The sequence below is a fragment of the Vibrio penaeicida genome (assembly GCF_019977755.1).
Taxonomy (GTDB): Bacteria; Pseudomonadota; Gammaproteobacteria; order Enterobacterales; family Vibrionaceae; genus Vibrio; species Vibrio penaeicida.
Window position 1 is genome coordinate 2,745,359 of record NZ_AP025144.1, and the last position, 20,687, is coordinate 2,766,045.

The 20,687-nt window shown below is 46.9% G+C and carries 30 protein-coding genes; 3 read left to right on the forward strand and 27 right to left on the reverse strand.

Translation table 11 applies throughout. From position 1 onward, the window contains the following. Nucleotides 1–67: 67 nt before the first annotated feature. From LDO37_RS12180 to LDO37_RS12270, 19 genes are all read right to left on the reverse strand, one after another. Nucleotides 68–520 (reverse strand): hypothetical protein, encoded by a 453-nt coding sequence (locus tag LDO37_RS12180; protein ID WP_126608222.1) that lies wholly within the window; start codon nt 518–520, stop codon nt 68–70. Continuing rightward, nucleotides 517–2,142: a hypothetical protein gene (locus LDO37_RS12185; protein WP_185829828.1), complete on the reverse strand. Its 1,626-nt coding sequence runs from the start codon at nt 2,140–2,142 to the stop codon at nt 517–519. The genes LDO37_RS12180 and LDO37_RS12185 overlap by 4 nt, the downstream gene beginning before the upstream one ends. Further along, nucleotides 2,132–2,740 (reverse strand): phage adaptor protein, encoded by a 609-nt coding sequence (locus LDO37_RS12190; protein WP_185829827.1) that lies wholly within the window; start codon nt 2,738–2,740, stop codon nt 2,132–2,134. The genes LDO37_RS12185 and LDO37_RS12190 overlap by 11 nt, the downstream gene beginning before the upstream one ends. Next, the gene (locus LDO37_RS12195; RefSeq protein ID WP_126608220.1) at nt 2,737–3,309 is read right to left on the reverse strand and encodes a phage adaptor protein; all 573 of its coding nucleotides are present in this window, start codon (nt 3,307–3,309) and stop codon (nt 2,737–2,739) included. The genes LDO37_RS12190 and LDO37_RS12195 overlap by 4 nt, the downstream gene beginning before the upstream one ends. Further along, entirely contained in the window at nt 3,309–3,599 is a 291-nt protein-coding gene (locus LDO37_RS12200; protein ID WP_126608219.1) for a hypothetical protein, read from the reverse strand. Before LDO37_RS12200 ends, LDO37_RS12195 begins: the two co-directional genes overlap by 1 nt. A 26-nt stretch (nt 3,600–3,625) precedes the next feature. After that, complete coding sequence (locus tag LDO37_RS12205) at nt 3,626–3,832, reverse strand: hypothetical protein (protein ID WP_022609970.1); 207 nt, start codon at nt 3,830–3,832, stop codon at nt 3,626–3,628. A gap of 59 nt (nt 3,833–3,891) precedes the next feature. Continuing rightward, nucleotides 3,892–4,881 carry a DUF5309 domain-containing protein gene (locus LDO37_RS12210; protein WP_022609969.1) on the reverse strand — a complete coding sequence of 330 codons (990 nt, stop codon included), beginning with the start codon at nt 4,879–4,881 and terminating at the stop codon, nt 3,892–3,894. 26 nt (nt 4,882–4,907) lie between these two features. Beyond that, nucleotides 4,908–5,873: a hypothetical protein gene (locus LDO37_RS12215; RefSeq protein WP_126608218.1), complete on the reverse strand. Its 966-nt coding sequence runs from the start codon at nt 5,871–5,873 to the stop codon at nt 4,908–4,910. Between the two features lie 39 nt (nt 5,874–5,912). Further along, complete coding sequence (locus LDO37_RS12220) at nt 5,913–6,149, reverse strand: hypothetical protein (RefSeq protein WP_022550650.1); 237 nt, start codon at nt 6,147–6,149, stop codon at nt 5,913–5,915. Continuing rightward, entirely contained in the window at nt 6,139–8,265 is a 2,127-nt protein-coding gene (locus tag LDO37_RS12225) for a portal protein (protein ID WP_126608217.1), read from the reverse strand. The genes LDO37_RS12220 and LDO37_RS12225 overlap by 11 nt, the downstream gene beginning before the upstream one ends. Next, nucleotides 8,262–9,002: a hypothetical protein gene (locus tag LDO37_RS12230; protein ID WP_126608216.1), complete on the reverse strand. Its 741-nt coding sequence runs from the start codon at nt 9,000–9,002 to the stop codon at nt 8,262–8,264. The genes LDO37_RS12225 and LDO37_RS12230 overlap by 4 nt, the downstream gene beginning before the upstream one ends. Continuing rightward, nucleotides 9,002–9,259, reverse strand: coding sequence for a hypothetical protein (locus LDO37_RS12235; protein WP_126608215.1), 258 nt, complete (start codon nt 9,257–9,259; stop codon nt 9,002–9,004). The genes LDO37_RS12230 and LDO37_RS12235 overlap by 1 nt, the downstream gene beginning before the upstream one ends. Continuing rightward, nucleotides 9,260–10,753, reverse strand: coding sequence for a hypothetical protein (locus LDO37_RS12240; RefSeq protein WP_224056028.1), 1,494 nt, complete (start codon nt 10,751–10,753; stop codon nt 9,260–9,262). Further along, on the reverse strand, nt 10,731–11,165 hold the full coding sequence (locus LDO37_RS12245; RefSeq protein WP_126608213.1) for a terminase: 435 nt from the start codon (nt 11,163–11,165) through the stop codon (nt 10,731–10,733). The genes LDO37_RS12240 and LDO37_RS12245 overlap by 23 nt, the downstream gene beginning before the upstream one ends. A 27-nt stretch (nt 11,166–11,192) precedes the next feature. Beyond that, nucleotides 11,193–11,387 (reverse strand): phage holin, encoded by a 195-nt coding sequence (locus tag LDO37_RS12250; protein ID WP_022610430.1) that lies wholly within the window; start codon nt 11,385–11,387, stop codon nt 11,193–11,195. Between the two features lie 3 nt (nt 11,388–11,390). After that, a complete protein-coding gene (locus LDO37_RS12255) occupies nt 11,391–11,795 on the reverse strand; it encodes a 3TM-type holin (protein WP_126608212.1) in 405 nt (134 codons plus the stop codon). Then, nucleotides 11,795–12,199 carry a M15 family metallopeptidase gene (locus LDO37_RS12260; RefSeq protein ID WP_126608211.1) on the reverse strand — a complete coding sequence of 135 codons (405 nt, stop codon included), beginning with the start codon at nt 12,197–12,199 and terminating at the stop codon, nt 11,795–11,797. Before LDO37_RS12260 ends, LDO37_RS12255 begins: the two co-directional genes overlap by 1 nt. 153 nt (nt 12,200–12,352) lie before the next feature. After that, a complete protein-coding gene (locus LDO37_RS12265; protein ID WP_126608210.1) occupies nt 12,353–12,709 on the reverse strand; it encodes an antiterminator Q family protein in 357 nt (118 codons plus the stop codon). A 227-nt stretch (nt 12,710–12,936) separates the two neighbouring features. Beyond that, on the reverse strand, nt 12,937–13,356 hold the full coding sequence (locus tag LDO37_RS12270; RefSeq protein WP_126608209.1) for a hypothetical protein: 420 nt from the start codon (nt 13,354–13,356) through the stop codon (nt 12,937–12,939). 375 nt (nt 13,357–13,731) lie between these two features. Between LDO37_RS12270 and LDO37_RS12275 the strand changes: the two genes are divergently transcribed. Continuing rightward, on the forward strand, nt 13,732–14,268 hold the full coding sequence (locus LDO37_RS12275) for a hypothetical protein (protein ID WP_022610427.1): 537 nt from the start codon (nt 13,732–13,734) through the stop codon (nt 14,266–14,268). Between the two features lie 291 nt (nt 14,269–14,559). On the opposite strand, the gene LDO37_RS12285 is transcribed toward LDO37_RS12275, so the two are convergent. After that, complete coding sequence (locus tag LDO37_RS12285; protein ID WP_224055220.1) at nt 14,560–15,309, reverse strand: competence protein CoiA family protein; 750 nt, start codon at nt 15,307–15,309, stop codon at nt 14,560–14,562. 358 nt (nt 15,310–15,667) lie between these two features. Further along, nucleotides 15,668–15,856 (reverse strand): T6SS effector amidase Tae4 family protein, encoded by a 189-nt coding sequence (locus tag LDO37_RS12290; protein WP_126608234.1) that lies wholly within the window; start codon nt 15,854–15,856, stop codon nt 15,668–15,670. A 67-nt stretch (nt 15,857–15,923) separates the two neighbouring features. Here LDO37_RS12290 and LDO37_RS12295 point away from each other — a divergent pair, with 67 nt between their 5' ends. Together LDO37_RS12295 and LDO37_RS12300 are read left to right on the forward strand one after the other, a co-directional pair. Continuing rightward, nucleotides 15,924–16,169 (forward strand): type II toxin-antitoxin system CcdA family antitoxin, encoded by a 246-nt coding sequence (locus LDO37_RS12295; RefSeq protein ID WP_126608208.1) that lies wholly within the window; start codon nt 15,924–15,926, stop codon nt 16,167–16,169. After that, nucleotides 16,169–16,486 carry a CcdB family protein gene (locus tag LDO37_RS12300; RefSeq protein WP_126608207.1) on the forward strand — a complete coding sequence of 106 codons (318 nt, stop codon included), beginning with the start codon at nt 16,169–16,171 and terminating at the stop codon, nt 16,484–16,486. Before LDO37_RS12295 ends, LDO37_RS12300 begins: the two co-directional genes overlap by 1 nt. Nucleotides 16,487–16,618: 132 nt before the next feature. Here the strand turns inward: LDO37_RS12300 and LDO37_RS12305 are convergent, their stop codons facing one another. From LDO37_RS12305 to LDO37_RS12330, 6 genes are all read right to left on the reverse strand, one after another. Then, nucleotides 16,619–16,897: a hypothetical protein gene (locus LDO37_RS12305; protein ID WP_022611494.1), complete on the reverse strand. Its 279-nt coding sequence runs from the start codon at nt 16,895–16,897 to the stop codon at nt 16,619–16,621. Nucleotides 16,898–17,169: 272 nt separating this feature from the next. Next, a complete protein-coding gene (locus LDO37_RS12310) occupies nt 17,170–17,343 on the reverse strand; it encodes a hypothetical protein (RefSeq protein ID WP_185829826.1) in 174 nt (57 codons plus the stop codon). A gap of 2 nt (nt 17,344–17,345) precedes the next feature. After that, nucleotides 17,346–17,864 (reverse strand): hypothetical protein, encoded by a 519-nt coding sequence (locus LDO37_RS12315; RefSeq protein ID WP_126608206.1) that lies wholly within the window; start codon nt 17,862–17,864, stop codon nt 17,346–17,348. Between the two features lie 209 nt (nt 17,865–18,073). Next, nucleotides 18,074–18,523: a hypothetical protein gene (locus tag LDO37_RS12320; RefSeq protein ID WP_224055221.1), complete on the reverse strand. Its 450-nt coding sequence runs from the start codon at nt 18,521–18,523 to the stop codon at nt 18,074–18,076. A 389-nt stretch (nt 18,524–18,912) separates the two neighbouring features. After that, entirely contained in the window at nt 18,913–19,713 is an 801-nt protein-coding gene (locus LDO37_RS12325) for an HNH endonuclease (protein WP_126609872.1), read from the reverse strand. Nucleotides 19,714–20,056: 343 nt separating this feature from the next. After that, a complete protein-coding gene (locus tag LDO37_RS12330; RefSeq protein WP_022612949.1) occupies nt 20,057–20,518 on the reverse strand; it encodes a hypothetical protein in 462 nt (153 codons plus the stop codon). Between the last annotated feature and the right edge of the window lie 169 nt (nt 20,519–20,687).

The following is a 20,687-nucleotide window of genomic DNA, read 5'->3' on the forward strand; positions in this document are numbered from 1 at the left end:
CGATGTTTGTGCCGCCGCCGTTTCCTTTGGTGGCGGCGGAGCTGGAGGTGGTGGTGGGGAGGATTTCTTACCCATGTTCAGATGCTCCTCTAAACTTTGATTGCGCCCACTGCTGACGGGTTAAAACGGCAATGGCTTCGGCTTCATTTGCCCCCCACATTTCGGGGATCAGATATTCACACGCACCGACTCTGCGCCAGATGCGACGAACCAGACGATTGCGTTCGCTGTGCCGACCTGCCAGAAGGCGGATATCCCAACTTCTGAAGGGATAATCAAAGACAAGGTGAACCCACCGCTTGTTCGTCCAGTCCCGTCTTGCCGCATACCCAGACAGTTCGATGACCCCGGCGTGAGGGTCGTAGTTGTGGTACACCATGCCCGCCACCAATCCCTCAGAATCGTTGGCAAACCCCAAGCAGTGACAGGGTCCAAAATGACGTGTGCCTTGCCATAGACCTTTTTCAACAAACGCTTTGATTTCAGCCTGGCAATCGCAGACGGGAAAGGTGGGTTTCATACGACAAGCCCCCCTGTCGAATACATCAAATCAATCGATACCAATTCGCAGTCCAGTTTGAAACTTTGGGCAGACGTGATTTGGACTTGGGGTGCCAATACTTCACCCTGCGCGGACACGCTTTCCCATTTTTCTTTGATTTGATAGCCATCGTCGTTGTTTGCCCACTGAACTTGATCCCAGTATGACTCGTCCCACTTGCCCTGCTGCCCGCCTGTGGATAGTGGAACAGAAAGAGCGGCACCAAAAGCAGGCTTATAGTCTTTGCCGATGGTGTGGCGGACTGAAAAAGGTGTGCGGTAGCGCCATATGCCTTTCACGGCATGCGCTGTTTTCAGTGCGCCTGGCATTCCAAGGTTATCGAAGCTGAAACAGGCGCGACATTCAAATGCGCTGTTATTATCGAACCCGCCGACATCACAGCGATAAATATTGCCTCTGTCATCGCCATAATAGAGATGGTTCCCCAAAACAAAAATGTCACCAATTCGCCATCCGGTAAACTTCGTCCAGGCGCCGGTTTCCATATTCACGGCCCAGCAATAGCCCTGTTCTGCGTCACGATTTGGCGGCGCGACAATGGCCATGTTACGGCTGTCCCATTTGATCAGGCGCCATCCGCTAATATTGCCTGACAGAATGGCTTCACGTCGCCAGTCGGTGTCGACCGGATAGCTGAGGGCATCCAGTTTGAGTTGGGACGGATCTTTGGTTGTGGCGGCGGAGATGGGCATCAAACCGGCTTTCGTGGCAACTATCAGATCGCCACCCACTTGCATGATGGCATTTTTGCCCAGTGGCTCACCGATGTCATACACCCCGTTTAACTGCCAGTCTGATGCATCGCCGGGGTTGCCTCCACTGAAGACAGCAAATTCCCCTTGATTGGTTGCAAAGACGCAGCGATCATCCATACCCGCACCACTGTCGGAAGACCAGGTTGCCCCAAATAACAGGGCTCCGCCTTTATTGAATACCCCCGACAACGGGAGCCTGCTCGCGGGACCCGCCACGGAATTGATGCCCAGGTACCAGGCATTCATCGTTGCTCGTTCGATAAAGAAGGTACGATTGCGGTATGACCACACGTGGCTAAGCCGATCCGTTGCAACCTGCGTGATGGCGAACGGTGTGGACGTATTGGTGATCGGCTGCCAGTGTGTTCCGTCGTAAATTTGAGCATGATCTTGTCCGTTTACAATGGTCAAAAATGCGCCCCCGTCGGTCTGCATTTCCAAAACAGAATAGTCGGCGCTGGTCTGTCCGGTCACAACGGCGGATAAGGTAGAGCCAGACAAGGTGGCATCAGAGAATTCATAAATATGGTTGGTGTCTGCTGCAAAATAGGTCGGTTGGATCCCAGCACGGTATTGAAACAGTGCCTCTACTCCCCCGGAAATCGTGCAGCGTTGTTTTGTCCCGCCACGAGGTTCAATGCCTGTTGCCGTTGGCCAGAAGTTTTCTAAAACCAGTGCGGTTTGACGCTGTGGGCTTGCCAAAGGCGTGTTGGTCATCATGCCGCCTACAGGCGCCATATAGGTTTGATTTTGGGCGGACGGAGACTTGTCACTCGGGGTATTTTTTCGATTCAGTGAGCGCACACGAGCAGGGTTAATGCGCATCTTCTCCCCCTCGGTCAGCTTGAATTTCCGTCACAAAGTCGGCTTCAAACTCCGCTAAAAGATCATCAAACGGCAAGCCTTTCTGACGTTTCCAACGCCAAATGGTCCCTTTTTCAATCAGCCGTTCAGGGACAAGCAACTTATCCCCGTTCTGAGTCACTTCGGCTTTACCTTCAACCCAATGCTTTGACACATAACGGACGGTTGCGCCTTCCGTCTCAAGCGCGGGTGAAAACAGAATTTTTCCTGCATGGAGATGACAGTATGGTTGCGCGGATGGACGTTCTGACAATAACGCCCATACTTCAGGGCTGGATGCGAGCCTGACGGGATGGAAGCCCGCCTTATTCAGACGCACGGCATTGTGTTCGGTCAGCATTTGAAAATCATCCGGTAGGGTCGCCTCACTCACCCCGCCAGAGACCACCTGCTCTTTCACCAGATGGTACCATTCTGCTCGGCGGGCTATTTCGGACCCTGCCGCATTCATGAACGTTTTGATCTGGCGAATTTCGTATTCATGACTGGTAAGCTGGGCAGAGGGATTGTCCAGCCCGATTTCCAACAGCACGTTGGTCAGCACCGTTTCCGCGGTCACGGCACTATCCCTCCAAGGTGAATGCGCGTCCCCGCGTGCCGGTACATATGGTCGGCTTGGTTTGCGGATTCAATCAACAGGGATAGATAGCTGGCGGTTGCCTGAGCTTTGTCGATGTCGTTGCTCGCGGTGTAGATCTGGAAAAGCAGCGCGTGAAGGTAGAGTTCAGGCTCATCATCCAATAACCAACTGGTGTTTTCGGCTTCAAGACTGGGGATCGTCGCATAGTAAACAAGTCGGTGTACTTTGGACGGGTATGAGGATTTCAGTGCCTTTCCTTGAATGGCAAAACCCCATTGACGCCCCTCAAGCCACACATCAAGCGGCAGGCGTTTGATTTCCCGACCACAGACACGGATAGACCGCATTTCCTGATAGTCAGAAGGAAGACTGGCTGATCCGCTGGCGTCTGTTGTCAGTTCTGCCACCGCTTCCATGTTCGCCAGTCGCAAACGCTTGGACAGATTTTTTTCAGCCATCCCCACCAACATCCTGGCGCGTTGAGCAATGTTAGTGAGACCTGAACGATGGGACGCTTCAGCAATGAGTTCAGAATAGTCCTGGATCATCACACCTTTCCTTTAAACGTCCGGAAGGCGCGGTTATTCGGGTCGTTAAGCCACTGGCTAAGATACTGCTTATCCCCTTGTAAGTGAGCCTCATGCAATTGTTCAAAGTAGACATTCAAAGGGATGGAAGCTATCCGCTGACCATCACCAAATCGTTGATGTAAACTCTCATTGAACGCCCTTTCATTATCATCAATCACGGCGTCCACCGGGTAGTCGGTGCGAAAATGAGTCATTCCATCTTGCTCCGTTCGCCACACCATTCGACCCGTCAAAGGATCATGGTCCACCAGCGTCCAGGCACCCTCTTGAATGGTCATGACAACGCTTCGCCTGGCAGAGGATCGGCGCGTTCCGCTTTCCCTGCTTGTATTAGGGCTTTCGCTGTCGGCACCGATACATTGACCTGCGCTCCCTGTGAATGCCTCTCCCCGCTCTCATCCCAGTAGTCCCGGCGTAAAATAATCGGGGTAAGTGTGTTCTCTTTTGGTGTGGTTGCCTGGTCGGCTCTGCTTCTACTCATTTCAGTCACTCCTTAGTTGGCACCGAGGACGCAAGTTACTCGGTGCCATAACCTGTCGATTATTGGGTTGCACTCAGCCCATACACATCCGCGATGACCCCCAACCCTTTCTCGTTTTTCACGCAAAGCGTCCCTTCCCCGAGCACGACGCCTTTTTCCGCATCGCCTGTTTTAGCAAGGTTGGGAACGTTTTTGATTTTGTCGAGCATCTTGACGCTCAAAAGAGAGGGATTAAGAAGGTGTACATTAGAGGCCATCGCCGCGTTTGCAGACTGCACCCGATTGGGAACGATCATCACTTTTCCAAAGTCCCCTTCGTACACATCTGCCGTTGCGATGATGGTGTTTTTGCCTCCCGTGGTGGCATAACGAAATTGCGCCACGTTAGGATCGGACATGAAGGTGGTGAACACCGATTTGACGTAGGGTGAACACACCGCAAATTTCGTCGTCCCCCCCGAGTGATAGACCTGCTGCATGGTCGTGTCGAGTAAGGCTTTGCTGAACGCCCGCTGAGTCCCCGCCGTCGCCGGTTCGGTCAGCCCTGTCGCCGCGTTAAAACCGCCGTTCGCACCGAGAGCGCCGCGATCAACGTTGGTTTCATACCAAGAGGTCAACGCGCCCATCTTCCTTGGATCCGTTGCCACCGACCCCTTGTTATCTAACAGGGCATATTCAATGTCTTTTCGGATCTCGATGCCCTTTTTCAGCTTCTGGTACTTAATCTTCTCGGCATTCCCTGCGTTATCCACCGAATTTTGTGTCCGGGAGACTGCCCAGGATTTTCGAAAGATTTGTGTGTAGTTTCCGACCCGAGCGGGAGTGTCAATGCGGTCAAAATCAAATTCGTCGCCTTCTGGATGAAAGTTCTCTCCAGGCGCGGCTAACTCGTCAATCTCCCATTCCGGGTGCGTCGATTTTGCCTTTTCTTTTTTGATCATGGAGTAGATGGGGGTATCTTCAGGGGTGATGCGGCTGACCACATCAGACAGCTCTTCGCGGTTACCCACCGCATCCGAAGACACAAAGGTATTGGCTAGCTTTGCCATTTGGCTTTCCTCTCTTTTTCAAAGGATCAGTCGAAATCCACCGCCATGGCGTCTTCCAACGTCCCTGATTCGGTTAAGCGTTTCATGGCCTCTCGATTTTTGGGTGGTTTGCCTGGTGCAGGCGTGGACCGGTTGCCCTTGCTCGGTTTTTCAGTCAGACGGCGACGAGCATTTTTGCGATTTTTCTCCGCGACCTTGCCAATTCGGGCGTAATGCACCAGTTGCAAGATACGGTGATCCGCTGTCGACTCGATGTCCTGTTCAGAAAAACCAAACTCCAGAGCCGTCTTTTTGTTCGCGGCATCGAACGACGCCCGACGACCGGGATCCTTAAGCAAAGGCATGGCATTAAGCAGTTTTGCGTTTTCTTCTGAACGCACGTGGGCTTTGTCTTGCTCACTGGCTGCCTGTATGGTGCTCTGTGCTTGCTCACTCGCCGCAAAGACTTTCTCAATTTCCGCGACCGCACTATTGCGCAAGGCGGTTTGATACTGAAAAGCGGCGGGATCACTCTGTGCCAGTCCCAAATCCGGTTCGGGTGGGATAAGGCTTTCCAAAAACTGGGTCAGGTTTTGATACGCTGTTTGGAGTGACTGAGCCTGTTGGTCGTAGTTCTCTCGTAAAGTCGCCACGGCTTTGCGCTCCTGCGCCAGGGCTTCAGTCTTGTGGGTGTAATCCTTTTGACGGAAATAGCCCTTTTTCAGCTCGTCCAGCTGAACAGATTCTCCATCATCTAACGTGATTAACTCATCATTGTCGTCTTCAAAGTCCGCCTCGTCAGATGCCTCTTCGGCATCCAAAGACAGACCATCGTCCGATGTTGAGTCCAAATCGTTAGGTTCGGTGGGCTCGTCGATTACGGTGTCATCGTCTCCGAGTGCGTCCATCGCATCTTCAAGGGTGTCAAACTCGTGATCCTCTTCCAATGCTCTGTCTGCCGTATCCTTGTCGATGGTGATATCGCCTTCAAGGTGTTGTTCTTGCTCTGGCATGTCTCAACGTCCTCTCATGTCGTCGGTTCGCACCATGCATTACGCTACGGTGCCCTTTTTAGGCAGGATGGTCTTGCCCTCAGCGAGGGTCTTTAACTTCTGCCGTAAAGATCGGATAGAACGAACTTCCCAAACGTTTTCTGCGCGATGTCTTTCGTCATTGGTATTGATTATCGCGTCCAACGCGTCGCGTTCCAGATCGTCCAAAATTTGGTGAATAAGGGGGTGGTTCAATAGCCTTTCGGCTTCCCCATTGGGTGACGCTTTATGTGCCATCGTATAAATGTCCAGCCGTAAACGGGCTTAACTCTCCAGCCTCAAGCCCGGCTTTTTCCCGCTCAAATTGCAGTTTTTCACGGTGTTTTAATAGGTCGAGTTCGCCTTTCATTACCGCCAGTTCGCGGGCTTGCTGCGCCTTCATCATTTGAAGCTGGGTGTCTTTTTCCAATTCTGCCTGTTGTACTCGAATGTCTGCTTCCATCTGGGCCTGTTCAATGGCGGACTTGGCACTCGCTTTCATCTGCTCCAACTGCATCTGCGCCTGAAGTTTCTTTTCTGCCTCGGTTGGTCCCTCTTGTTGCAGTTTTGCCGCAATCTCTTCCTCATTGGGTTTGGTGAAATACGGTTCTGCACTGGGGAAACCGGCTGTTTCGGTGATTTTTTCCAAAACGTTGTATAGCTGGTTGGGTTTGACAAAGGGGTTATCGGCACCGATAGACGCCAAAATCTCTTTCTGTAAACCGAGGATCAATTGCAGTACGGTCAGGTCTCGTTCTTTTGAACCCGCCCCCAACCCAACATTCACTTTGCAATCCATATCCACATTCCAGTGGCGAGGGTCGTATTCAACCCACTCCCCGCGAAGACGTACCGTGCGAGGTTCGTCCGCATGAGCAATCACCAGTTTCAGTAGCCCTTTAAAGGCTTTCCTAATGCCACGTGTAAGAGAACGGATGATCATTTCCGCCTGGGCAATCCCACTTTCAGACATCAACTGTACAGAGGTGGCGGTCATACCCTGAAAAGCCTCAGGATCGAGTCCGCCAGACTGGTCGGTAATACCGGTACGGTCGCGAACGACATTGTCCAGGTAATCCATCATGCCAAAGGACTTGTCTGCCACAAACGGCACCTCCATCCACTGAACCGCATCATGAACGTTCGCCCCGGACTTCAAGGTAATCGGTTTACCAAATGCCGGGTTGTAGACGGCTTCTATCCCACTTTCTGTCAGCTTTGAAGGGTCGAGTGCGGGTTGCTTTTTGTTTTGCCAGTAGATGTTATCGAGGGTTTCCCGGAGCAAAGCGGTTTTAATACGCTGTATGTCCACCACGTCTTCTGCCACCGAATGACCTTCAAACTGGTGCGCTTCACGCTCTGCCACCACCTCGGCGTATGGCACGTCACTGACCGCTTCCATCGCCAGGATCAGGTGTTTTCCTTCCTGGTCCCGACTGCACTCGGCAAAACACATCTTGTAAAGTTCAGCAATGCCATCGTCATCCAGGTCCAGCCGCACATACAGTTCATAAATCAGGACAGAGTCCATGGCGCTCGACGTTTGCGTTCGGTTGTCACTCCAGTCGTCCCCTTGCCTCGAATGGCTGTCATCCTCGTCACCAATTCGGTCATACTCAGGCAGGCTGGCGATGTCTTCTTTATCGTAACCACGACTCACCAGTTCAGATCGGGTCACAATTTGGCGCTCCCCCACAATCGGGCTCTCTTCAATACTGGTACTGCCCGGATATATTAAAAAGGCGCCTCGTGGTATGGCTTCAAGCTGGATATCGATCTGGTCTTCGATACGCCGGAGTTTAAAATCATAGCGCTGGGCGTCGAGATCATTATCTGGTGTGTCTTTTTCCGGTCGTTCCTGAAGCGCAATGATGTCAATGTCTGCCTCTCCTTCGAGTCCAAGTAACGCCGAAGAAGGCTGGTTGGTGAATTCGTAGACCTTGATCTGTTTTCGAGAGTAAGCCGTCCATTTTAATACGCCCGTTTTGACCAACAGAGCATCAAACACGGCATCATGAATGGCCTGCTCTGCTCCGCATTCCGGTACCACCACATGATTAACGTAGTCGGTGGCTTGTTCAGCGCTCTCTTCGTCTTCAGGTCCAACGGGTTCGTAATCGACAATCTTGTCGTTCGATAACACAGTACGCATGATGGAGGGCATCAGTTTTTTGATGACACTACGAACGTCCTTTGATACGGACGCAGAGCGCCCTTCCTCTGGCGTAAGATCGTCCATTTCTCCGTTGTAGTAATTCAGTGACCGGTCACGACTGGCTTTTTGTTCTTCGGAGTATTGCTCACAGGCGTCGATAAGCCCGGCCACATGACTGGTCAGGCGTTCATGGTCTTTGCCTAATGGCTCGTCATTCAAGGCTGGATCCCCCACTTGCGATACAGGTAATCTTTAATCGCCTGTATCTCTGAAGGGGCAACATCACCGCTGAATGCCAGTACTTCACATACACACCCCTGCCATGCTCGATTGTTGTCGTTACTGCCGTTGTTAGAGCCAAATGCAGAGACATCAAATTGGGTGGATTGGCTAAAATGCAGCACAGAAAGAGGAAGCGGCAGTATGGTGGTCGCATTCGTCAACGGTCCATCATTGACCGACGCTAACACACCGAATTCCGCTTGATTGAATATGCTTGATGCATTCAACGTCCCCATCACGCGGGTTGGGCTAAACCAGGTGATACCGGCGAGAGCCGTATAGATGGTGTTGTATTGACTGAATTGATTTTCGACTCCGTTTTTATACGCCGCGACCACGAAAAGATGTTTGACACTGGCATCAACGCCTAGTCCCAGTCCCTTTTTGTTATCGGTATAAGGCCAGACAACGGCGGGCATACCGTTAGCCACCGCATGGCTTGGGACGTAATCGGGACCACCAAAGGCCAGCGCTTCGATGGGCTGACCCGTTGCGACCCGGTTAGCTATCCGCGTAATTTCATTGCCGTTTAGCGTGATGGTGTTTGCCTGGCTGGCGTCGTACCACCCAATCAATCCTGGCACATCCGATGGTCTAAAAGACTTGGCGACCTGAATAAAGCGAAACCCTGTCATACCGGGGTTGAAACCAAAGCGCCCTGTATCCCATTCCATCAGTACGTCACCACAAGATACTGGTCGCCTTTCAGGCTTTTTAAATAGACTTTGTCTGTGCTCAACAAGCCACCTATTGAAAGCCCTTTGTATGCGTCAGCACCTGAAATTTCATGGGCATGTTGGTTTTGCAATGGCGCGGTGCTGCCCACTGACAGCAACACACCTTCAGCGGCTCTTGATAAGATCACTCCCGTCGAAGAGAGCGTAATTTCTGACCAATGATTATCCCTGACCAGTATTTGCGTTGTCTGCATTTAAACCACCTTTCTCACTTTATACTCTGGAACCTTCACTGAGGTGTCTGACTGATACCCGTCAGCGAACACCATGAATGCATCTGCCCCGTGCGAGTGCTCATCATGACGTGGGTGTCGTTTCCAAACGCCATATTTTTCATCCCAGTCCCGGCTGTAGTTTTCCAAATGTAGGATCCCTTCATCACACGCGGAAGCGTCAAACTCGCACTCCGGCAGCACGGTTCTCACCGACTGTATGGAATTGAGTTTGTCCGGGGTTCTTGGGACGACCTCAAACGCGAAACCTATTTCCGCAGCGATGTGTTTGATGGATTTGGCTTCGAGTCCCTGTTTTCGGTGCTCGACATCATGAGGACCGAAGTGACGACCAAAACGGGCATCACGTTGGGTTCGCCAGCGGTCGAGCCAGTCAATATAATGCGCGATGCCTTCACCACTGTTTTCGTAGTACCCGACAAAGCGGTGTTTGCCCGCGATTTCCTGGTGCAGCCAAATGGTGGTGCTGTCTGATACCCCTAAATCCCAGAACGTATTGACCACACTCCGTGGTTCAAACTCGAAACGACCAATCTTTCCACGCTGTCGCAGTGCCTGGATAGGTTTGCCGAAATACGCCCCTTCGCGCGCTCCACAAAACGCTTCCTCCGGTGTCGACGGGTATTCTTTTTTCATGTCTTCGGCTTGTTCGCGCCATTTCAGTACGTACCAGTGTTGTTGATCTTCTGTGAGTTGAATACCGAACTCAGTGGCAAGCTCATCAAAGTATTTCATCTCGTCTGCCGTCATCCGAATACGGTCACGGGTTTGGTAGGACGGGTCCTGAAACCAGGGAAAGAAGTGAAACTTCCATTCCATGTCCAGCAGATCACGTCCTTCGTCCTGTATCTTTCTCGCCTGCTCGGTTTTGTTGAAAAAGTCCCCGCCTCTTCCCTCTGCCGTACTTTCAATGAATCCCAGTTGTCCGTGTGCCAACGTATTGAGTGCACCCGAACGGATCTCACTGGCTTTATCTGGCGATTGCGCGCAAATTTTGCCGTATTCAGAAATGTGCAGAAAGTTCTTGGTGCTCGACCGAAGTGATACCCCGACTTCCACCGAACTTTCGTTGCCAAATCGTACCTCAAGCGCGTTGTCTGTCAGCACAGGCACTGCCTGTTTGATATCAGCGGGCAAACGCTCATAGGCAAATTTGATACGACTGAGCAAGCCTTTGGCATTGTCCAGCGTGTCCGCGACCAGCCCAGCGGCTAAGTTGGAATTGAACAGACAGCAGTCCAGAGCAAGCAAAAGAATGAATGTGCTGAATCCCATCTGCCGGGCTTTTAAAATCAGATTGAGATAGTGAAGGTTATGAAGCAGGTTTTCCTGCGCCGCATTCAGTTGAAATCGTACACCCTGCCCTTTTTTGTCCTCGATGTAATACAGATGGTTTAACCGCCATTTCCGGTCACCCAGTAAGGCAATGGCTTTATTTAGATCGGGTTTGTCCATCAATGGCTTCTAGTACCATGCAAGTAAATGACACGGCGGTCTCAATTGGTCCACCGTCTTTGCCCGTCAATTCCCGGCGTTCTCGATACTTTTCCGGTGCCAGTGCTTTCAGGCGAAACATCAAAAGATTGTCTGAGTACTTTCGAACCCGTCCGCATTCTTTCCCCTTGTAAAATACTGGCTCTTCAACCCCGATACTGGCTCGTCTGTCCGCTTCAATTTCAAGGGCTTCAACGTGGCTTTCTATCGCCTCTTCCCAGCGTTTGGCAAAGTCTGCGTCCTGGTCTCGATAATCGTAGGTGCTTCTTCGGGAATACCCAGCACGGCGTGCCGATTCTCCGACGCCAAAGCCCGCTTCCAGGGCATCAAAGAATCGATTGTCCCTGCGTTGAGTGCGTTTGCATGTCGGCATGCTCACACCCCGTCATTTCGCAGCCAGTTATGATTCATCTTCATCATGCTCCCTTCTTCGAACCAGTTTGAGGTGTTCTTTTTTAAACCACCAGTTCATGGCTAAGCCCGCCAACCCAATAAGAAGTCCTCCCAGTGCCACCCATTCATTGATGGTGAGTCCAGCCAGCACGGTAATGGCAGAGGCGCTGTAAGTGGTCGTCACCGCCGCTCTCTCGACCATGCCTCAGTCCTTTTTCATCACGTCGGTGACTTTAGGAACGATTTTTTCTGCGCTGCGCCCCACCACATAGCCGCCCAGACCTATCTGCAATAGTGTCCAGGCTTCATCTGACAAACGAAACTCAGTCAGACCAAAGGTATCTGCGACGACCAGTGCCAAGAACGTCAGCATGGTGACGGGTCTCCAGTTACGCTGTAACCAGCTCGCCCCTTGCGCTTCAGCGGTGATAACCTGAGCTTTCGCTTCCAGGAGCCTCGCTTCATAATCCATCACCTGTGTGGCCATGACGTTTTGCATCTCAAACAGTTTGGCTTTAATTTGAAGGCGTTCTTCATCACTGGTATGCAACGCATCAATCACGTCGGTGACGGGTTTGACCAATCCGGTAAGGACATTCCAAATGCTCATTAAGCCCTCTCCTTTTCGTCTTCTGGGTATTGAGCCCAGGGAAGCTGAAAATGTGGACCGTCTTTGAATGTCCTCCAGTCACCGCCCCACTCAATCGGAATTCGAAGCTCATCAGCCGCCTGTTTCATGGCGTCCGCAATCTTGTAGTAAAGTGGCCAACTCCAATCAACTGTTCCATCTACCCACGCCCCCAAGTCAACAGCATGACCGGTAAGGTGACGGCTTCGCAGGGTTGTTGACGCACCGGAACTGAGCAGGCGTCTTTGCCGTTCGATAGCTCTCAAACCTTCCAATACGGTGAAATCAACGGAGGTGATGTTAATCGCCCTTTCAACCACACGTACAAGGTCAGGGTGAACCCCAACTAAGTGTTGGCGTGAGCGTTTACCCAGTCGATAAGCCATTTTGATAGCCCTTAAAACGCGAAAACCCGGCACCTTAAGGCAACCGGGTTTACAAACGAAAACGCCCCGAACTGAGTTCAGGGCGCATATCTTCATAATATGGGATTTAATCTAGTTGGTTGTGTACAAAAAATCAACTATTTTGACAAGGCGCTAAGCCACGTTGTCTATCGCCGCATCAACCCAAGCTGTGCCGGATTTCACCAGAACATCCGCTCTGCGTCGGTCAATATCGAGCCACCTGGCGACTTGAGAGACATTACTGCCACCGGTGTAAAACAACACCACTGCCTGCCCCATCTCTTCATCTCGGTGATTGAGCCTGGCGACGGCACTGTCCACCAACATGGCATCGTCATCATTGATGAGCGGAGAAGGCAAAGTTGAGCCCAGTAACTTCGTGAAAGTGGTGATGGACGGATAGCCCACGGTCAGGTCGCTATTCACCCTCGCCCATCGTCCCCACTGCTCTAAGAGCCAAGGAGTGTTATGAGTAATAAGCTCCGCCATAAATGTCCTCTCTTTTTTGAACGTGCAGATAATGCGATGAAATCTTAGACCACTTAAGGGTTTCACTCATCATCTGACACAACTGCTTTGCGATAACCATAATCGCAAATGACCAATTAGGAAAGGGACAGAGAACGTGTTGGGCGGTTTGAATGACTGTCAATGCAGACAATAGATGATTATTGCCTATCTACCGGCGTAAGGCTCATATGTTTTATCTTCATTTTCTAGGATTGAAACAAAGCTGAGAATCTTGCTGACCACTGTTTAGCATATTCGTAGTTACCGACCGACACTTGAATTAGAGGTGTATCAGTGTCGCTAATCGTAAACTCCAGTTTGTTGTTAATTAATGAGTGCTTGTGTCTCCCGTTAACCGTTTTATTCTGTTCTGTATATGTATGCTGCCAACTGATCACCTTGCTAAATTCAATTTTTTTACTAACCTCCACACCTACAAATGCAAGCATTTGGTTAGATTTGTCAACTAATACAACATAAGGTCTACCAACCATTTTATAATCTTCAGAGAAACCTTCACTTTTGAGAGTTTCTATCAATGCTGCGCGCTTTTTACGCGCCTTTAATTCTGATGAAATAAAAAATACGACTAAAGCAACAACGCCTAAGCCCACTAACCATTCCATTTTTAACCTCCAACACATTAACATTTATATACTTCATACCAACTAAGCCTAAAGTACTAATACCAAAACAGGAACTAAAGCTTATATAGAGCATAATTCAATACTTTCATTGGAAATTGTGAGGATATTCAAAGTACTAGGTGAACATAGCGCCCACTTAAACCGCTGCTGCCGCATTGCGCCTTAAACACAATTATTAATTGAAAACTAAAAATACAACGCGTTAGCTGTCGGTTTAAAACTTTTGTTATGATTTTCCAGATTTCACTTACAACTAACCCTAAAGTGATCTCATACGCAACCATTAAGCACTTAGTTGCATTCTAATGCAAAATCCATATTCTGTTCTGAAAGGTCACTAATAACATAAGCTCAATGAAAGAAAACCTACCATACACACTACCGAAAAACACAAAAGAGCAACTTAAAATCCTTTCAAAGATTACTTCTATCCCATCTAATCTCTTGGTAGATGCTGGAGAACTAGAAGTAGAAGCTATTTCATCTATGGTCTTGTATCGCCATATGGATAGACTTCAAAGGATTGAAGCCATGCGTTTAATTCGTAGCGTCCCGAACAGAGCATTAATGGGTAAGATCATATCCAAAACACTTGATACAACGTATGTTAACCCTCAATGGGGGATTTGGTCGCTATCTAATGATGAGTTAAAGAAAGATATTGCGGTACATTCAACAATCGACTCTTTCGCAGGCTATGTTGGTGTTGGGGCTTCCGTGCTAAGTGGGAAAGACCTGGTCAAAGACTTGTGGTCTCTTAAGAGGATGGGAAAGAAACATTGGGTAACGATTGTAATATGGGGTTGCATCTATTTTAATAAAAAAGAGCTAAATAAAGCACGCAACGAGCTAGAGAATAGAACAACATTACAATCTTCGGGTATGTACTAATGATACAATCAATTATTATCAAAGTGCTATTCAGTATTTTTTTATTCGGCATGGTTGCTTGGTATTGGAACGACTCAAGTGAGTCAACAAAGACTGGGTTATTTTTCTTTGTATTTACGCTAGCCTTTTTCCAAAATGCTTATTACACCCATAAGCTAGAAAAGCTGAAAGAGCAAAAGAAGAGCGAGCATTTATAACTTCAGCTTATACCGCAGACAACGCACAAAACACGCCTTAAACACAACGCATAGCAAAAATGCCACGCGTTGCGAATCACTCTTAAACAGATTGTTATGCAACTGCTCCATAGCGTCTTAAGAACTCTTCTTTGCGATGCGCTTGAATACAGAAAGAACTGAATTCGTTGAAGCGTTTTAGCTGCCATAGAATGCCCTTGCCAAAGTCAAGATACACTGGTTTCGTTGCATTTAACCACACTTGTTTTGGTCGTTTCCACTCATAGAAAAAATGACCAACATGAGTATCTTTAATTAAGCTCTCTATTTTATCAGATGAATGTATTTCGATTAGTTCATCTGGTTGGTATTCAGAAATATGGAAGTAGATAAAGTGTGTTTTATGATTCGTATTTTGAACGCCAATGTCCACCATAGATGCATGGTTCGGGTCTGGTAATGCAGCCCTTAACTTCATATTTTTGGCTAGGTTCCTACCATTTACAACCCAAATCATATCTCCGTAGAATTGCTCACGAGACTGTAATTCCTTATGCGACATCGATGAGTTTTGGAACTCTAATACCATACCATTAGGTAATTTAACGTCTGCTATATGTTTTTCACCGACCTCATCAAAGTCGACAATCTCTTGATAGTCATTTGCCCAATGGTTTTTCCAGTCTCTGTGCCACTGACTTTCATTATCCCACCAAGGGTCACATGAATCTTTGCGTGTATGAGCCCAATGCCAACGTACTTTAGTGCCACACTTAGACAGCGTAGGCTTGCCACAAAACTGACATAAACCTTTTACCTTCGGAGACGGTTCCTGCCTAACTCCGTCAACTAACGAAAACTTCATTCTATCCTCTTGTTACATAACAACTAATTAAGTAGCCAAAAGCGTCCCCATGGCGTTTCCGAAAACCACCGTAAACACAAAACCCAACGTAAGCCAAAAGTACCACGCGTTGTTTGTCGGTTTGAGGCTTTTGTTAGCCATTAGACAGCTTCGATGCGGCTATATATGCTAGCACCGAAAAAATGGCAACAACTATAAAACAGGGTAAGACATACTCAAATATGTATGGTGCATTAGCGACTCTTTGCTCTTCACTCATATATGGGAACGATAGCTTCCTATATGCAACTAAAAACATTCCAAAATTTAGACCGCCTACTAGAAGGGCACTGATAAGAAGGGAGATAATTTTTCTCATTTACTTCACCTCCCAAAACCAAACTTCACGACTATCATTAAAATCAGACACAACACCAAAGAACTCATACAGGGATCGTCTAAACATTCCGTCACTAGTGATTTCGTCTTTATTCCATAAATCAATATGATCTCCACTTCGGTTAGAAAAGGCTTCATAAAAGTGCCACGTATTGTTTGTCGGTTTGATGCTTTTGTTATATGTTTAACTTTCGCCTATACTATATGCGCATTATTAATGCGCATAGGATTATTTTATGGGAAACACATATAGCAAGAATGCACCAAAGAAAGCAACAAACCTTAGCTTAAACAGTGAGTTACTAGCCGAAGCTAAGCGCCTAAACATCAATCTATCCGCTACTATGGAGAAGGCATTAGAAAAGGAAGTCAAACAACAATTAAAAGCCGAATGGTTAGAGGAAAACACTGAAGCGATTGAAGCTTGTAACGATTTGACAACAAAACACGGACTATTTTCCGATTCATACCGAGTATTCTAATGCCTCAATTTACGCTTTATAAAAACAACGACAAGAGCACCGCTACCGCTTATCCATATTTTGTTGATGTCCAAAGCGAGTTGGTAGATTCACTTAATACTCGCTTAGTCATACCTTTAACGCCTATCGAACTACTAGAAAAAAAAGTACCAAGTCATTTATGTCCAATCATTCATATCGATGAAGGGGACTTCGTGATTCTTACCCACCAAATGGCTAGTGTACCTGTAGGGATTCTTGCGACCCCAGTCAACGAAATAAGTACGTTTAGAAACGAAATAATTGCTGCAATAGACTTTTTGATCACTGGCATATAATGCCAGCTTATGCCGCTGCCAACGCACTACAACGGCTACATCAATGCGCTTTAAACACTTAAGCCAATTCAAACCCAAAGCGTTGAGAATCTGAATGAAATCATTGTTATATGCCTGCACCCAAAGTAAGAACTACAAGCTATATAGCCTTTTACGATCTTTGCGATAACACTTAAAAGCCAAGACCCAGAGCGAAACCAAGGCAAACAAAGCTACCTTGTCGTATCTATGTAATAGCTTCCCAACTATGGCATCTTCCAAAGGTTTCATTACCCCTTGGAACTCAATTTCAGCGATGTAATATTTGCCGACCAATAAAATTACGACGTGAAAAACGACACCAAGAATCAATGCTAATTGAGTTCTTTTGGATAATGAAAGCACATATAAAAATTCATATACAAAGTTCATTTTTACTTCCTAGCTGTATTGGCATATAACGCCCGCTTAAGCTGCTGCCACGCACTACAACAACTACCGCACAACACCTTAAACACTAGACCCACAGCAAACTGAAAGTGTCACACGTTGGTGGTCGGTTGAAGCTTTTTCATATGCAACTTTTCTAACTTGGCAGTTTACAACGCCTTGCAGCTTTATGAAGAGCCTTCGCGAGATCTGATGTCATTTTATTAGGGTCAATATCTTTAGATTTCTCCCCAACATCACTTTTGTCTTTATGATTATTGGTCTTTTTCATCATCGTTATTCTCATCAAGTATCTTATCCATCTGACCACCGGAAGCTAAAGCCTCTGGCTCTTCTTGGTTGCCAAGGGTATCTAGGAAATTCTTACTTACTCCTTTCCTTTCCTTGACACCTTTTATGTCTATCAATTTTCCTTTCTCTTCCTTCATATTTACAGCCTCATAAACAAGTAGTCGCCTTTACTCACGTATGTTAACCCAAACGACTGATAGTAGTTTCTTACATCTGAATTAATAGGTTTCATTACCCGAATTTCGGTTGCTCCAAGTAACTCAGCATACGTAATCATTGTAAACAGAGTAGCAGGAAATACCCTAGGTCCAGATATTTCAGGGTTTGCTTCGATGAAATCCAACCTCATAGAAGAGCCGTAATATGTCGGGCGCCCTAACGATAAACTTAACAGTTCACCTTTTGACCAAACGGCCAACTCAAATCTCTTTGGATACCTAAATTTAAACGCTGAATAACCTTCAACCCAATCCCAATCTACCTGCCTTTTTTCAGAGTTCGCCCACCATTTAGCCATTTTTAAGGCCTTACTATCAATACATTTGAGTTCTATACTCTTGTACTCAGCTATTTTATTCAGCTTAATTTGAGCGGCTTTTACTGTGTTAAGCCTAACTTGAGAATAGCGCTGTTCAGCATCTAAATGCGTCGCTTTCATGATATCTCCTTTTCAAATGGAGACATCTTATTGACGACTGTACTTTAGGCAAAACTGAAAGCTGGTTTATAAGAAGTACATCCCATTGATAAATTTGAAATTTTCACGCCTTGCATACAACCCAATTTAAGCAGATGCTAATGTAATAAATCCAAACAGTTCGCCGTAATCACAAATGCCACGCGTTTTTGGTAGGCTTGAGTTGATTGTTATACGCGTCCTAACGATGACGTAAGTTCGCTTACGATTCTTTGTTGGACATAAGGGAGGTACTCTTCATAGAATGTTGCAGGACGTACGTTTGTAAGCTTTCCTTCGTCAACAGGCACCTTAATTTCGAAGCTCGTCTGCTTTACCCAATTAACCTTGATAAACAGTGCATTCCAATCAGATATATCAGCCGTACCATACTCTCCGGACTGTAAGCACTGAATAAAGCTTTTAGTAACGATACCGATACCTTTAACTTCGATATTGCGAATGTACCTCGGACTGACACTTTTTAAGTAGATAATATCGCCGACTTTTAATTGAGAAACCGCCTCATAAAGATCTTTAGAGTTGTCTTCATTCCAGCCAAGTACAAACTTGTTATTTTCAAAAAAATTTTCTTTAACTTCAGTGCCACCCCAATTTGATCCTGCGCCAAAAATCGCCATTTATCTCTCCATTACCATATAAGAATATAACGAATGACATGGATTCCCCCACCCTAGAGGCTGCCACACTGAGGTGGTATCGATTAACGCGGAGGCACCATGTCTAATTGTTCTTATTTTTGGCGGTATCAACATGGCGAAAAATCACTCTAGCATCCACGTCATCGATTCCAACGGGAAAGCTATTCTACACAAATCCGTCACCCACCCTAAACGCGACTACTTTAACAGTTATTCGTCTATATGCATATAGTTGAAAGCGTGTAAAGGCGCACATTCGTGAACGAAATGACGAAACGAATTAGATGACTTTGTTGTTCGAAATGGATTGGCTGCTGACGCAGCCAAGAGAGTGTTATTGCCTATTGATAGGCGGAAGTCTCATATGTTTATTCTCCCCACTCGTGTAAACGGTTATGGACAGCTATAAATTTACTTGAAGGTCTATTTTTAATCTTGCGTGGAAGGTTGACAGTTTTTCCATGCAGATTGGTAGACATTAAGCGATCAAGTTTAGAATAATCGCCGTCGCTGCCATTTGGGTCGTGATAGCGAATTTTATACTCACTGGATAGTGTTATAAGACCAGCATCAAATAGACGATGATGAAAGCTATTTAACAGAATACCATTGCGCACATCCATTCTTTGTGCGTCTGTTGCATGCTTCCAAGGTATTATATGGGCGGCTTCGAGCCCTTGCACAAATGAAAGTCCAGTAAACGCACATTGATAAGAGTACGCTTTGAGTAGAGCTTGTCTAAATAACATTTGCTTGATACCACGGGATTTTACTTTACTGTAAATATCCTCTGACGAGTCAGGGTTATCAACCAATGACTTAATAATATTTGGATAAGAGAGCCCTTCTAGAGAAAAACCAAATGGGTTGCCATGTTCTTCCCACTTAAAGTCATATACCTCTTCTAGACCATCTCCAAAATTTCTTAAGTCATATGCAATAAAGCCATCTCCAGGCTTTCCTGTAGAGTTAATTATCAGAATAGTTAAAGGCGGTATTTTTTCTGCCAAGCAATAGTCTTGTATGACACCTAAGACGAACCTTATGGCTCGATGATGGACGCCTATAGCATCACCTAACTCTTTGTATGTAATCGTTTTACGAGCTCTAGCTCTTTGAGCCAATATAGGCCAAGCTTTATAGGCTCGCTCTACTTGGTTAATTGCCATACTGATACATCCTCATAAACATCACGAATGACATGACTCCTCTCCTAGAACCTGCCACACTGTGGTGGTATCGACTTAGCGAAATCACTTTAGCATCTACGTTGTCAACTCCGACGGGAAAGCCATTCTCCGCAAATCCGTAACTTGCCCTAAATTGCTGACTACTTTACCAGAAATGCACTCGTGCGCATATATTTAGAAGTGTGTGGAGGCGCGCATTCGTGAACGAAATGACAAAATGAAGTAGATGACTTTGATGTTCGAGAAAGATTGGCTGCTATCGCAGCCAATAGAATGTTATTGCCTATTGACAGGCGGAAGGCTCATATGTGTTATGTAAATCTTATATAGCAGCGGATGAAGATACTTTTAAGTTAAATAACTTTGTAAAGTTTTTTGCAGAGAATAACAGTCTATAGCTATCATCGTATCCCTTAAGCTCGACGAATTTCTTCTTTTTAAACTGATTTATTATATATTTACGACCCTTATCACTGGCAGCAAAAATTGTTCTCCAATTACCATTACAACTCTGGAGCATCCGAACTAATTGATCGTTAACCTTGATTGGGTCATGAGCTTTCACTCCATCACCTAAAAGTGAAAAACATTCCTCTTCCCAAAACTGGAAATAAACCGCCATATCACCCGCTTTAGATACTCCAATCAAGCCATAAGCCACGCCATGTATAGATTCTTTTACGAGATAATCTCCGCCTTTTGATGTATACCAAGCATCCACCTCTGAACTAGACAGAGCGGAAAAAGATAGTATTGATAAGATTAAAGTATAGATATAACGCATAATTAAACCAAATGAGTTGCATATTAGGCGAGTGTACCATCACCTACCAGTCAGTTCCGTGCGGAAAGTCAACTTCGGATTTACACAACTGCCAATTAAGCTGCCAAAAGCGCCCCCATGGCGTTTCCGCAAACCACCGTAAACACTCATTTCACCGCAAACTAAAAAT